Annotated in this window: 13 protein-coding genes and 3 tRNA genes; 8 read left to right on the forward strand and 8 right to left on the reverse strand. The window is 34.4% G+C overall.

The annotated features are described in order from the left end of the window. Position 1: 1 nt before the first annotated feature. A complete protein-coding gene (gene flxA / locus RE431_RS06795) occupies positions 2 to 1,534 on the reverse strand; it encodes a flexirubin biosynthesis tyrosine ammonia-lyase FlxA (RefSeq protein WP_309561213.1) in 1,533 nt (510 codons plus the stop codon). Positions 1,535 to 1,962: 428 nt separating this feature from the next. Between flxA and RE431_RS06800 the strand changes: the two genes are divergently transcribed. The 4 genes from RE431_RS06800 to RE431_RS06815 all read left to right on the forward strand — a co-directional run bounded on the left by RE431_RS06800 (position 1,963) and on the right by RE431_RS06815 (position 4,717). After that, the gene (locus tag RE431_RS06800) at positions 1,963 to 3,198 is read left to right on the forward strand and encodes an NAD(P)/FAD-dependent oxidoreductase (protein ID WP_309561214.1); all 1,236 of its coding nucleotides are present in this window, start codon (positions 1,963 to 1,965) and stop codon (positions 3,196 to 3,198) included. Positions 3,199 to 3,202: 4 nt separating this feature from the next. After that, positions 3,203 to 4,183, forward strand: a complete 981-nt coding sequence (locus tag RE431_RS06805) for a lipid A deacylase LpxR family protein (protein WP_309561215.1) — start codon at positions 3,203 to 3,205, stop codon at positions 4,181 to 4,183. 248 nt (positions 4,184 to 4,431) lie between these two features. Next, positions 4,432 to 4,514: transfer RNA gene (locus tag RE431_RS06810), tRNA-Ser, on the forward strand. A gap of 128 nt (positions 4,515 to 4,642) precedes the next feature. Beyond that, positions 4,643 to 4,717, forward strand: a tRNA-Pro gene (locus RE431_RS06815). Between the two features lie 60 nt (positions 4,718 to 4,777). Here RE431_RS06815 and RE431_RS06820 read toward each other — a convergent pair. The 3 genes from RE431_RS06820 to RE431_RS06830 all read right to left on the reverse strand — a co-directional run bounded on the left by RE431_RS06820 (position 4,778) and on the right by RE431_RS06830 (position 7,226). Further along, complete coding sequence (locus RE431_RS06820; RefSeq protein ID WP_309561216.1) at positions 4,778 to 5,557, reverse strand: DUF1206 domain-containing protein; 780 nt, start codon at positions 5,555 to 5,557, stop codon at positions 4,778 to 4,780. A 360-nt stretch (positions 5,558 to 5,917) separates the two neighbouring features. Continuing rightward, the gene (locus tag RE431_RS06825) at positions 5,918 to 6,145 is read right to left on the reverse strand and encodes a hypothetical protein (RefSeq protein ID WP_309561217.1); all 228 of its coding nucleotides are present in this window, start codon (positions 6,143 to 6,145) and stop codon (positions 5,918 to 5,920) included. 115 nt (positions 6,146 to 6,260) lie between these two features. After that, positions 6,261 to 7,226, reverse strand: a complete 966-nt coding sequence (locus RE431_RS06830; protein WP_309561218.1) for a hypothetical protein — start codon at positions 7,224 to 7,226, stop codon at positions 6,261 to 6,263. A gap of 253 nt (positions 7,227 to 7,479) precedes the next feature. On the opposite strand from RE431_RS06830, the gene RE431_RS06835 reads away from it, so the two are divergent. Further along, positions 7,480 to 7,938 carry a hypothetical protein gene (locus RE431_RS06835; protein WP_309561219.1) on the forward strand — a complete coding sequence of 153 codons (459 nt, stop codon included), beginning with the start codon at positions 7,480 to 7,482 and terminating at the stop codon, positions 7,936 to 7,938. Between the two features lie 117 nt (positions 7,939 to 8,055). Beyond that, positions 8,056 to 9,051 (forward strand): L-glyceraldehyde 3-phosphate reductase, encoded by a 996-nt coding sequence (gene mgrA / locus RE431_RS06840; protein WP_309561220.1) that lies wholly within the window; start codon positions 8,056 to 8,058, stop codon positions 9,049 to 9,051. Between the two features lie 23 nt (positions 9,052 to 9,074). On the opposite strand, the gene RE431_RS06845 is transcribed toward mgrA, so the two are convergent. From RE431_RS06845 to RE431_RS06855, 3 genes are read right to left on the reverse strand one after another with little or no spacing between them, the layout of a single operon-like run. Then, positions 9,075 to 10,046, reverse strand: coding sequence for a type I phosphomannose isomerase catalytic subunit (locus RE431_RS06845; protein ID WP_309561221.1), 972 nt, complete (start codon positions 10,044 to 10,046; stop codon positions 9,075 to 9,077). Between the two features lie 18 nt (positions 10,047 to 10,064). Beyond that, positions 10,065 to 11,681 carry an ArnT family glycosyltransferase gene (locus RE431_RS06850; protein ID WP_309561222.1) on the reverse strand — a complete coding sequence of 539 codons (1,617 nt, stop codon included), beginning with the start codon at positions 11,679 to 11,681 and terminating at the stop codon, positions 10,065 to 10,067. Next, positions 11,665 to 12,291 carry a lipid-A-disaccharide synthase N-terminal domain-containing protein gene (locus tag RE431_RS06855; protein WP_309561223.1) on the reverse strand — a complete coding sequence of 209 codons (627 nt, stop codon included), beginning with the start codon at positions 12,289 to 12,291 and terminating at the stop codon, positions 11,665 to 11,667. The genes RE431_RS06850 and RE431_RS06855 overlap by 17 nt, the downstream gene beginning before the upstream one ends. A gap of 264 nt (positions 12,292 to 12,555) precedes the next feature. Between RE431_RS06855 and RE431_RS06860 the strand changes: the two genes are divergently transcribed. Together RE431_RS06860 and RE431_RS06865 are read left to right on the forward strand one after the other, a co-directional pair. After that, on the forward strand, positions 12,556 to 12,810 hold the full coding sequence (locus RE431_RS06860; protein WP_309561224.1) for a hypothetical protein: 255 nt from the start codon (positions 12,556 to 12,558) through the stop codon (positions 12,808 to 12,810). 136 nt (positions 12,811 to 12,946) lie between these two features. Next, a tRNA-Arg gene (locus tag RE431_RS06865) sits at positions 12,947 to 13,020 on the forward strand. 142 nt (positions 13,021 to 13,162) lie between these two features. Here RE431_RS06865 and RE431_RS06870 read toward each other — a convergent pair. Further along, complete coding sequence (locus RE431_RS06870) at positions 13,163 to 13,876, reverse strand: glycosyltransferase (protein ID WP_309561225.1); 714 nt, start codon at positions 13,874 to 13,876, stop codon at positions 13,163 to 13,165. Positions 13,877 to 14,020: the final 144 nt, after the last annotated feature.

The following is a 14,020-nucleotide window of genomic DNA, read 5'->3' on the forward strand; positions in this document are numbered from 1 at the left end:
ATTAGTATGCCTCGTTATTTCTTAAATATTCTTTCAGTTCGCTTATTTCCTTATATAAAGGTCTGTCTTCCTGGACCTGCGGAATGATCTTGCGCAATTCCTCCAGTCTCTGCTTAGTCGCGGAAGATAATTTGTCATCAAAATCCAGATAATATAAAGCCTGGATGATAGTTGCAAGTTCTGTAGAAAGAACTTCAAAACTATTTTCGATCACCTTTTTGGTCATATTCGCTGAGTTCGCACCCATACTCACAATATCCTGATTATCATTATTATTCGGGATACTATGAACATACATCGAATTTGAAAGCATCTGGTTCTCAGCAGTGGTTGAAACCGCTGTGAATTGCGCTCCCTGCATTCCAAAATTCAAACCTAAAGTTCCCATATTAACGAAGGGTGGAAGAATATCATTCAGCTTTGCATTCAATAGGTAATTTAATTGTCTTTCAGCAAGCATAGAAGTTTTGGTGATTGCCAGGCGAAGCTTATCCATTTCAAGGGAAACATAATCCCCATGAAAGTTTCCACCGTGATATACATGTTCTGTTTTCACATCAATTATTGGATTATCATTAGCTGAATTTACTTCTTCTAGAAGAATTTTGAGAGAATGATCTAAAGTATCTGATACCGGCCCGAGTATCTGTGGGACACATCTTAAACTGTAATATTCCTGAACTTTTTCCTTGAAAAATGTATTCTTATCAGCTCCATTGGAATATAAATGATCATTACGGTCGCGGGTAAGCTTTGAATCGGAAAGATGTTTTCTCATTACCTTCGCAATTTTCTGCTGACCGGGATGAAGTTTTGCTGAATTCAATTCTTCTGAAAGGTGATCGTCATAAGCCTGAACGATTTCATTTATCACAGAACTACAAAATACCGCCCATTTTAAAAGACGTTTTGAATAGATTAGATTTACGATCCCGATTCCGGTCATCGCTGATGTCCCGTTCATAACAGCCAAACCTTCTCTTATCTTAATCTCGGCGGGCTTGATTCCCAATTCCTGAAAAACACTTACTGTATCCCTACGCTTTCCTTTATAAATCACTTCACCTTCCCCAACCAGGACTAAAGCGAGATGAGCCAACTGCACCAGATCTCCGGAAGCTCCTACTCCACCGTGCTCAAAAATTACCGGAGTAATATTGTTATTGATCAACTCAATTAGGCTTAAAGCAACAGATTTATGAATTCCAGATTTTCCAAGACATAAAGTATTCAACCTGGCCAACATAAGAGCTTTCACATAATCTGGCTGCATCAAATCGCCAGCACCAGAAGCATGACTTCGAATTAGATTCAATTGTAGTTTGATCTTATCTTCATCATTAATCTTATACTGAGCCATGGGACCAAAACCGGTGTTTACTCCGTATATGATCTTATTTCTGGAAAAGTCTTTTAGAAATTCAAAACTTTCAGTAATTCTAGATTCTGATTCCTTCCCAAGTTCAATCTTTTCATTTTCAAAAAGAACCTTGTAAAAATCATCAAAATTGAGTGCATTATTTAAGTTCAGCATATACTTTTCTGCTAGAAATTATAGGTTCGGGACCACTGTTAAATCTTTTAACAAATGTAGCATAATTAATAGAAAAGACTGAAGAAGTTAGAATATGATATTAGAAGATACTAACAGGTTTTCCATTGATTTAGCGTTAATTTTAAGAGAAGTTGAATTTATTCTTAATTAATAATTTCAAATTTTAAATAATAGTTAGCAATCTTCAGTATGTCTAATAATTACAGTTCTTAAGCCTACATTTGAAATCGATTGGTCATAATTTACTGAATGTTAGAAACTTTGTATAAAGTATACTATAATTAACCACCATCAGAAATTATAGACTAATCATTTGCTTATATCTCAGGAAGCCCTGATCATCAATCGGGGCTTTTTTAATTTAGACTTGCGATTCAATAACTAGTTTTCTTTAAGTTTGTCTACAGATGAAAAAAGAAAATCGCGACATTGTAATTATTGGTGCTGGTCCTTCAGGTAGCATCGCTGCCGGATATCTCCAGCTGAATAATATTTCTGCTTTAATTCTTGAAAAACAGAAATTTCCACGATTTACTATCGGGGAAAGTCTTATTCCAAAATGCATGGATAATTTTGAAGAGGCAGGTTTTCTCGATATTCTTCAAAAACAGGATTATCAGAAAAAGTTTGGTGCGCGGTTTATTAAAAATAAAGAAGTAGCTGAATTTGATTTCAGTAAAAAATTCGGGGATGGCTGGGATTGGACCTGGCAGGTTCCCAGAGCCGATTTTGATAAGGTTTTAACTGATGATCTTACACAACGAGGTGTAGATATAAGATTTGAAACCGAAGTGACTTCAGTTGAGCACACAGACGAACTCTGGACCATTATTACAAAGGATAAAGATGGTGTTGAAAAGGAAATTTCTACTAATTTCATTATAGATTCCAGTGGATCTGGACGTGTTCTGGCAAGACATTTAGATCTTGAGGCACCTCCAAAAATTTATGATCATTCTTCAATTTTCACACATATTGAAGAAAACTCACGACCTAAGGGAATTGAAGGGAATCAGATAACCTTTGAGATCATTAATACCGAAACCTGGTTCTGGTACATACCTTTTTCTAATGGTGATTCAAGTCTTGGTTTTGTTGGTCCAAATAGCTGGTTTGAACAGTTTGATGAAAATATTGAGTTAGGTTTCAAGGAAATGTTGAGGCAAACCGAATACTACAAAAATAGGTTTGACAATTACTCCTTTAAATTCAAGCCTGTTAAGATCAATAATATATCTAAAAACGTAAAATATCTTCATGGTGAAGGATTTGTATTAACTGGTAATTCTGCAGAATTTCTTGATCCTGTTTTTTCTTCTGGAGTGGCATTTGCCTCCGAATCTGGATTGTTAGCGGCTAAGCTTGCATTGAGAGAAATAAATGGTGAAGAGGTGCATTGGGATAGCGAATATTCGGAATACATTAAGAAAGGCGTAAATGTGTTTTCAACCTATGTAAAAGAATGGTATTCTGGTAAACTACAGGATATCTTTTTTCATCCAGATCCCAGCCCGCAGGTTAAAGAGCAGATTTGCGCAGTTTTAGCTGGTTATGTATGGGATAAGAAAAATCCATTCGTAAGAAATCATGAGAAAGCAGTGCACAGTCTACATAGAGTTCTTCAAAAAGAACAAACAGCTTAATCATTTGAAAAAAATTAAATCAGGAAAAATCGGATTTATAATTTCATTTATACTATCCCTATTTCTATCTGAATCTTTAAATGCTCAGAAATTCTCGAATACAACAATTTATAGAGATTTCCCTTCTGAAAAATATATTAGATTGAATTATGATAATGATGTCTTTACCGATTCAGATCATGGTTATACCCAGGGAATTACTCTAGAAGTTGTCCACCCAACCTTTAAAAGAAACCCATTGAATATTCTTTTTTTTAATAAAAACAGTGAGAAAAAATATGGATTAAGTATTGAACATTTGACCTTTACACCGAGCGTGATTGGGAATGATAAAATACAGTTTGGTGATCAACCATTTGCCGCGGCATTATATATAAAATCATTTCAGATAAATGATAATTTTCAGAAAAAATCAAGATTCTATTCTTCATTTTTAATTGGTGTTTTAGGTCCAATTGCCCTAGGGAAAGAAGGTCAGAGCTTCGTTCATAGGATCATAGATAATCTGGAACCTATTGGATGGAAGAATCAAATTACTAATGATCTTCTCTTGAATTACGAGATCAATTACGAAAAGCAAATTATAAATTTTCAAGATTTTCTATTGATAAATTCTGATACGGGTTTTAGACTAGGCAGCCTTTATACAGATTTATCTGCAGGACTTTCAGGTATGATTGGTCTTATAAAAACTCCATCGTCTTTAAAAAGTAGAAATTCTAAATTTCAAATCTACCTGTACGCTAATCCTAAATTATATGCTGTAGCATTTGATGCGAGTCTTCAAGGTGGATTATTTAATAAAAAAAGCATTTACGTTATAGACTCTTCAGATATAGAGAAAATAAAATCAAGGATTGATTTTGGTATAACTTTGAAAACTGGCGGCTTCTATTTCGAATATACCAGAACTCAAATTTCAAAAGAGTATACTACTGGTGGAAAAGAAACCTGGGGAGGAATAAGATTAGGTGTACGAATTTAGAGTAAACCAATTTATCATAAAATCAACCATATTATATCAAATAACAGGTTTTTAAAATTTGAATTTGAAAATATTCAAAAAAATAATTTAATATTTTCTAATCCTATAGTTCTGAAGATAAGTTTGATAAAAAAACACCTACCGAAAATTCCAGATTTTAGAGCAAAAAAGAAATAAAAGGTTTGGATGGTTTATAAGTAAAAGTTACATTTGCAACCGCAAAAATACTTGCGAAGTTCTTAAATAACGGAGAGGTGGCAGAGTGGTAATGCAGCAGCCTGCTAAGCTGTCATCCTTCTTGGATGCCCGGGTTCGAATCCCGGTCTCTCCGCTAGATTTTTAGTCTGCGGTTTTTTATTCTCTTTTTCAGCGTGAAGAATCGGGATAAATTTCCTCCGCTTCCCGGCTGCTTTTTTAAGTAATTTGGAACGGAAAAGACTAAAAACATTAATAATTATTCGGGGTGTAGCGTAGCCCGGTTATCGCGCCTGCTTTGGGAGCAGGAGGCCGCAGGTTCGAATCCTGCCACCCCGACTAAAAAAGCCTGTTAATCGATTGATTAACAGGCTTTTTTATTTATGAATTAATTGTTATTTACCTGAGGCTTGCAACACTAATTGCAGGATATTTCGCTTTAATCAGCATATACACGCCATAAGCAACAAATCCTATCGCTACAATTCCCAACACCACAGAACCAAATTCACTTTGGATATAACTAAATGCATCTGTAGTAGTACTGATCTTATTACCACTTGAAAGACCTGATCTTAAAGTGAGATATGCCATCAAACCAATAACTGCACCTCTGGCTGTATGACCAACTTTACCAGCATTAATTAAAGTTTTCTGTTCCTTTCTGTCCATTCCTGCTTCTTCAACCTCTTCTCTAAATTTATTAGAGTAAGCTCTATAAAGGTCGTAAATGGCTTTAATAGCCATTCCTATTCCGATGATAATAGCAATGGTATCACCATTAGAACCTGACATTAAAGAACCCATCATACCTCCAGAACTTCCTGAGCTACTTCCAAAAGCAAGTTTTAATGCATAAAAGGAAAATCCTGCATAGATAAGACCACTAATAAAAAAAGCAACTCTCTTACCATAACCTTTAGCATCATCGTCAAAACCCTTAGGATTAGCAAAAACCTGGTACATACGCCAGAATACGTATCCTAAAAGGCCTAAACCTAGAATTACGAGCATGATCTGCCCATAAGACTGCTGAGCTAAATATTGCATGGCTCCCTTACCTCCTGCTTTTTGACCTCCTTCTCCAAAGGCTGCTAAGGCAGTTAGCACGCCAATTAAACAATAAACAGCTCCCTTAGCCGCCATTCCGAAGCGGGCAAAATTTTTCTTTTTACTCATTTTAATTAGTTTTTGATTGGTTAATCTGTACTAAGTTATTGGAAATAAATCGCGAGTCTAAACAATTAGGGGAATTTTAAACAAATTTTAGCGATTGTAAGCTTAAAAATAATTAACCAAACTATGATTCAATTAACTGAATGGTAATTACATGCGGAATTTATACAATTGATATAAATGTTATAAGAATCGAACTTATTAAGAAAAAAACAATCTTAAATCATTTTCTCTTTTAGCTTGAGGTTTCATAATGATGGGATAATTATATAAGAACCTGGTGTGAGGAATTAATTCTGCAGGAGAATAAAAAAAACTGTAAATCAGTTGTTTAAATATGAGATTAAAGATTGAAATATGTGATTATTTTTTTTCAATAAATTTCCTATGATCTTTTAGCCACTTTTCCAATCGCAGTTGCTTTTCCATGGAAACTTTTGAACCGGTACCAGGAACAGTCCAATATTCTTCTTCCTCAGATTTTACAAAAGTCTGTTCTCGAGAAAAAAATTGTTTTCCAAAAAACTTATAGGTAAGTAATGTTTTTACTTCGTAACCATTGCTGGTTTTTAATACTTTGATCAACTTCATGATTCCACCAATTCCTTCAAAAGATCTTTATTAAAAAGATCGCGAAATTTTTTTGGTGAAATTATAAAAGAATCGTTCAAACTTATATAAACCCTTGTTAAACTTGAATCCTCGGTTATTTCAAACTATAAATATCTACGGATTCAATTTCAAATTTTCTACTATTTTCGCCATCTTTTAATTTGTAAACGATCTGTTTGATCGTATCGGTTTTAATTGAATTATTATAAACCGGAAATCTTCTTATCAAACTCGTTTCTGCGATTGCAAAATCATCAAAACCCTGATAATCATTTTTAAAATCAGCATTGTCCTGAATTTCTGGTAAGTATATCATACTCATGGATTTTCCATTATTTACAGAATAACCAATCACCTTTCCAAAATTATCTGGTGTTACTATATAAACAAGAATTTCTGGATATCCATCGGAGTTGAGATCTTCAATTTCAGCATTTTTAATTCTACCCTTAAATGAATGGCTCACCAAATCATTATTTATAGAAAGCCCATATGGCTGAATTTGTAAAACCTTTTCTTTTTCATCCTGAATACTTTTAATGATGAACCCTATATTTTGAAGCATCAAATTTTTGTGATATAAAGTCTTATCAACCTGATCTGGATCAATTTCAGATGTAATTTTTGAATATGAACCGGCCACGGTAGCTCCTCCGGAACAATAAAAAGATAAGACCGCTTCTCCAGATTTATTTTCAGGATAAATTCTGAGGCTATCCTTAGAAAAATCGACCATGATTTTTTTACCCTGAAGTATTCCTGAATATTCCCCTTCTGAAACTTTGTTGATTGAAAGATCCATCAAACAGGTTGGCCTTTTTTTATCCGCTCTGGATCGGACTTTTAGCTGGTAATTTTCAGATGAAACCTGTTGGATATTTATGGCTAGCCAATCATACCCCTCATCCCTTTTATTGTATGAATCTGAAACATAATTTCCAATTATGTTTAATGTAGAATTGTTGGGAGAATCATTTACTTGATCATTTTCAGGCTTAGATTCCTTGCAACCTAAAATGCTTAAAAAGACAAGTATTTTAAATATCGATTTTAAGTTCATAATAGCGTATTCTAATTATTATAGAAGTTCATCCATTAGAATTGGAATTTATTTCTCAATTCCATATTTAAATAAAATTAACGATAAAAATCCTTAGAACCCTTATGAAGTCTGATATTTAGCGTATTACAAATGTCTTCAAAAAGTAATAGCTGTAAATTTAAATGTTAATTCTTAAAATTTCCTTAAATAAACACAATAGGATTTTTAACTTTACGTTCCCATTAAACCAAACAAAAAGATCCTATACCCTATGAAAAGATTTAAAATTGTCTTGGCCTTTTTCACAGTTTTAACCCTACTTTCCTGTGATGCAGATATGGATGATATCGACCTTTCTACCGCTGAAGCCCAGGAATTAAACGTTATTGTAAAAAATGGCGAATGGCAGGTCACTAACTTTACCTTAAACGGTTCAGACAAAACAGCGACCTACGAAGATTATTCCTTTGTATTTGAAGAAGATAACAACCTTTCAGCTACATCAACGATAGATCAAACTGAAGGAACCTGGAGAATCAATAATGATTCAGGCAGTGAATTTGATTCTTATGATGATGTTGACTTCAATATTTTCTTCACTTCAAATAGTAAGTTAGGTGAATTAACCAGAAACTATGATGTTATTTCCGCGACCAGTTCAGAGATCAATTTAATTCTCGAAATGGATGAAAATGGAGATACAGCAAGCCTTAGTTTTAGTAGGAACTAGAACTATCTCATAAATTATCTGAAGGCATTATAACAATAGTTGTAATGCCTTTTTTCATTTAAAGTTAAACCTTAACTGTAAATCAGATTTATTAAATTGCCTTTCTAAAATTTAAATATGAAACCATATATAGCCAACGAAAACAGATATGAGAAAATGCAATATCGCAGATGCGGTAAAAGCGGAATAAAACTTCCTCTTCTGTCACTGGGATTATGGCATAACTTCGGGGATAATGATAATTTTGAAAATGCTCGGAACTTGCTCAGAACAGGCTTTGACAATGGAATAACTCATTTTGATCTGGCAAATAATTACGGGCCACCTTATGGTACTGCAGAAAAGAATTTCGGAAAGATCTTTAAAGAAGATTTCAAGAAATACAGAGATGAGTTGATCATTTCCACAAAGGCAGGTTGGGATATGTGGCCGGGACCTTATGGAAACTTTGGCTCCAGAAAATATCTAATTGCCAGTCTAGATCAATCTCTTGAACGCATGGGACTGGATTATGTCGATATATTTTATCATCATCGTCCGGATCCTGAAACACCACTAGAGGAAACTATGGGCGCTTTAGATCAGATAGTAAGACAGGGAAAGGCTCTTTACGTTGGTATTTCACAATATAGCGCTGAAGATACCCAGAAAGCTTCTAAGATCTTAAAAGAGCTGGGAACACCTTTTCTTATTCATCAGCCAAGATATAATATGATGGATCGTTGGGTAGAAGATGGATTATTGGATACTCTTGAACATATTGGAATTGGAAGTATCGTTTTTTCACCTTTGGAACAGGGAATCCTCACCTCAAAATATCTTGGTGGTATTCCAGAAGATTCAAGAGCAGCTACCGAAGGAAGTTATTTGGATAAATCTCAAATCACTGAGGAGGTAGTTGACCAAATAAAACAATTAAACGCTATAGCTGAAGATCGTGGGCAAAGTTTGGCTCAAATGGCTGTAGCCTGGCTTTTAAAAGATCATAGAGTCACTTCTGTTCTGGTAGGTGTAAGCAGAGTTTCCCAATTAGAAGATAACATTGAAGCCATCAATAATATCAGCTTCAGTGAAGCTGAATTGAAAAAAATAGATTCAATACTGAAATTTTAAAATTGAATACCGGAACTTCTGGATCACTTTATATAAACCTCCAGAAGTTCCGCGTTTTCTGCTTCAATATTTACTTCTGCGGTCTTTGCCGGAATTAGTAAAGTTTCTCCTCTTTTAATTATCTCCGAATTACCATCTATGGATATTTTAGCTACTCCATCTACACACATGTATATTACGAAGCAATCCAGTTTGGTATAATCCTTATCTAGTTTACCATTTACCGGAAAATAATTAGTGGTAAAATATTCACAGGAAGCTATTTCTGAAGATTCATTTTCTTTTTGATCGTATTCCAGTTTATAATCATCCTTCTTTTCAAAATCTATCGCATCAATAGCTAATGCCGTATGTAATTCTCTGGAATTTCCTTCTGCATCTACCCTATCCCAATCATAGATCCTGTAAGTAATATCGGAAGTTTGCTGAATCTCTGCAAGCAGAACTCCTCCTCCAATTGCATGAACCTTACCAGTATTTATAAAAACGGAATCTCCTCTTTCCACTTCTTCAAAATTTAGGAGATCAAGAATCTTCCCATTCTCAAGATGATCTAAATATTCCTTTTTATCGGTATTCTTCTTAAATCCAATGTTCAGTTCAGAACCTTTATCAGCTTGCATCACATACCACATTTCGGTTTTGCCGAAAGAATTATGTCTTTGTTTTGCCAGCTCATCATTTGGGTGCAGTTGTACCGAAAGATCGGTTTTCGCATCGATGAATTTAATAAGCAACGGAAAATCTTCCCCAAACTGGCCATAGATCTTTTCTCCAACAAGATCAGCCTGATATTCCGCAATAAGTTCTTTAAGGCTTTTACCCGCCTCACTTCCATTGTGCACCTCTGAAATAAAATCCTTTACTCCAGAGATCTCCCAGCTTTCACCAACATTTTCCTTATCTGTTTCCTTGTTCAGGATATCTCTTAACTTATTTCCTCCCCATATCTTTTCCTGAAGAATTGGCTTGAATTTAATGGGATAGTTGATCATTGTATATATTTTTTAGGCTTATTGCTTACTTATTAAAAATAAATTTCTGAATAATCTGTCTCGATGATTATTTGGGTTTGCGTTCATATTGATCTCATCGATCTTTTCAATTGTATATTCTGAAAAAATTGATTTTACTTCTGGAGTATCGGCTTCTGTGGCAAGTAGCAGAAACTTTTCACTTTGTGGAATATTATAATCTTCTCCATTTTTAATTGCTTCAATTGGTTCACCATACTCCCAGACAAATTCCGGTGTGAAACCACTAAATTCTCGTAACGGCATAGGATCTTTCTCTAGATACATATCAACTTCAGAAATACTTTTGTAGGACGGGTTTAACTCCAGTTTCTTGACAATGGGTAATCCGAAGAAAATAACGCAGATCACAAACCATACAGTTAGATAAAAAACTGGTTTGATCTTTTTCTTTTTTAGGTAATAGAAGATCAATATCCCAATAGAAACAAGGCAAACTGAAGTTAACAGAAACCATGGCCATATTTCAGTAAATTGATCCTTAAAAAAATAGTAACCTAAAAATGGGAAAATAAGCCCAATTACGGCGATCAAAGAAAAATTAAAATAGACTATCAATCTTTCCTTTTTCGGCATCATATCAAACCTTCTGAAAAGGTATTCAATGTAAAAACCTGTATTCAAAGCTAGCGGTATTAAAACAGGTAGAAGATATCTCGCTTTCTTTTCAGGAATAATTGATAAGAGTACTACCGAGGCGAGTGTCCACCATAATGTGAATTTATATCCCTTCTTGTTAAATACCCTGTTCTTTAAATAAGGATATAACAAACCTACAAACGCAGGAATCGTCCAGATACCTGTCTGTATCACAAAGCTCCAGTAATAATAGATTGGTCGTGTATGGTAATCAAGCCATCTGCCGGTTTCCTTTTCTGTGATCCTGGATACAGCATGGGTATCAAAAAAGTAAACATATAGACTCCAGGAAGCGGAAACTAGAAATGCCACAATCAACATTAAAAGAAGTGGCTTCCATTTAGATTTTAAATCTCTGTATTTAAAAACTACACCAAATGCGATTAAAAAAGGTAATAATAGTCCGTACATAGAAACAGGACCTTTGCTTAAGAAGGAACATCCAAGCAACAATCCAGTTATTAAGCCATTAGCATACTTGTTGCCTTCATTCGTAAATAATCTATAAAGCCCATAAATAGCCATAAGCATCCAGGCATGAGTATGAATATCCCATTGCCCGTCTCTTCCGGAATGCAGAATATAAAATGAAGTGACAGCTATAAGGCCTGATATAAATGCAAATTTTCGATTCTGAGTGAATTTTAATCCGAGTTTATAAGTAAAAAGTACTGTAATAGTTCCCATTACCGCGGCTGGCAATCGTAAAGCGAACAGACTTTTCATACCAAAAATGAGCATCGAAATTGCAGTTAGCCAGGTAGGCAAAGGCGGTTTCTCATATCTTGGTTCATTATTCAATGTCGTGAAGATCCAGTGATCCATCGTGATCATTTCCCTGGCTGTAGCGAAATTTCGAGCTTCCATGATATTCACGATGATTGCGTCCAGGTTTATGCAAAATATCGCAATACAAACGATGAACAATAACAGAAAGTAGTTATCCTTTAACTTCATTTTTCTGAATATAAATATTTCTAATATACATTACCACTCCTATTCCGTGACCTGCCAATAAAACAGGATCTTTCCTTATGATCGCATAAATAATGATAATTCCCGATCCCAATAGACTTAAAAGCCAAAAGCCTAATGGAAGACTGGAAATTTTTCTTCTTTCTGAATATACCCATTGATAGATAAATCTCAAAGTAAAAATAACCTGCCCTACTGAACCAAGAATGATGAGCCAGGATGGAATTGCATCATTCCTGAATAATTTGGCGGCATCGTATTGATCATTATTAAATCCGTAAAGAACAATCAGGAGTGGGAATATCCATAAAAATACTCTGAAATATTTTGGAATCCTATGCCACTCCCCTTGCAATTGAAGGTTTCTGATATATATGAAATAGGTTAAGGTTTGTCCCATCATAATGGCGAAATCGTCTCTTAAATAACCATATACAAATAGTAAAAATGAAGCTAAAAGACTAAGATGCCAGAATATTTGAGGAGTAATGATCCTTTTGCTCTTTTCTGAAAGGAACCACTGCAGAATCATTCTACCTGAAAACAGTAATTGTGCTATAAATCCTAAGGAATATATAATCCAGTTATCCATTAGATCACTTCGTTCTTAAAATTGGAATACTGGTTTTTCAAACTATAAGAAATACTTTGAAATTTAATGCTCATAAATGCAGTTAGGAAGTTTTCAGCTAAATTAATATTATTTCCGAAACCCTTGATATAGTAGTTGACCGATTAATTTTAGCAGTTTACAGATTTTACATTTATAATGCTCCTACGGTAAATAATTCCTTCTATATTTGACATGCCCAATCTATTTTATATTCCTACTTGGCTAACTGTAATACAATAAGTTATGCTGATAAAACAGGATTATATCCTCAATACCGAGGAAGAATACCAACAGATAGACTCTGTGAAAGAATGGATTCATAATATTCATGAATCTGGTTCTTTTTTCAACCTTTCTTTAAAAACACTTGAATTGATAAGAAGATTCAATAATCTTTATATTCAGGTATTCGAAAATGAAGAAGCTAATCCAAGCAATCTAAATCAACTTGTTATTACTTCAAAAGGCCTGGAAACTGAATTGGTTCGAGAAAATTAAAAAAACTAGAAAGTACTATATACTGATAATCAAAAACTTCCTTCGGGAAGTTTTTCTTTTTTAAAAAAAGACTGATTTTTTAGATAAAAAAACATTGTATAATTTATAAAGTGGCTTATATTTGCAACCGCAAAACGGTGGCATAGCTCAGCTGGATAGAGCACCTGCCTTCTAAGCAGGCGGTCCCAGGTTCGAATCCTGGTGCCATCACGAAAAGCCTTCCATTTGGAAGGCTTTTTTGTTTTTTAGATTTTCTTTTCCACATTAAATGGCACAAAGGTATTAACCTGCCATCTCAGAGAAGTTTTGAGAAATTAGAGTAATGATTTTGGAGAGCTATCTCAAAGATGATTTAAGACCTCTTTTCTACGTTATAGTTGATGTAATTCTTCTTCATCCAGAGATATGCGAAACAATCCATTAAAGGTTTAAAAAGCCTGTTTCTTAAGCCAAACTTTGGTGTGCCTGCAATTCTTGGAAAATGCTTTATTGGCACTTGTTTTATTCTACCTCCCTGTAACATGATCATCGCGGGCAGAAAACGGTGAAGTCCGCTAAACATTGGGATTCTTTTTGCGTAATCTGTTCTTAAAATCTTCAACGGGCAACCTGTGTCATCCATTCCATCATGAGTGAACCAGTTTCGCACTGTATTTGCCACTATAGAAGACATGTTTTTAATCCCTGAATCTTTTCTCTCATGGCGAAAACCATTAACTAGGTCATGATTTTTAATCTCACTAAGTAACAATTCGAAATCAAAAGGATCTGTTTGCAAGTCAGAATCTATATATCCCGTAAGATTCGTAGTAGAATAATCAAATCCAGCTTTGATCGCTGCACTTAATCCGCAATTCTTTTCAAAACTGATATAATTGAATTCTGGATTTCGCTCACAAATATCTATCATTAGTTTTTCTGAATTGTCTTTAGATCCATCGTTCACGAACAAAACCTGGCATTTAATGCTTGCCTGGGAAATATATTCCTTCATTTTTTCTTCCACTCTGTGAAGGTTTTCTTCTTCATTATATAAAGGAACGATGATAGTAAGACTGTAATCCATACTGCTAAATAAATTTCGGCAAAAATAGAGTTTAATCTGGGAAAAGGCAACGATTGTCTATTCACATTAATTTATAAGGCTTTCATAAAGAATTGTCAAAAGCGCGAAATGAATACGCATTAGCTTTTAATCTTCCTAAATTAG

Source organism: Christiangramia sediminicola, assembly GCF_031344135.1.
In the GTDB taxonomy this organism is placed as follows: domain Bacteria; phylum Bacteroidota; class Bacteroidia; order Flavobacteriales; family Flavobacteriaceae; genus Christiangramia; species Christiangramia sediminicola.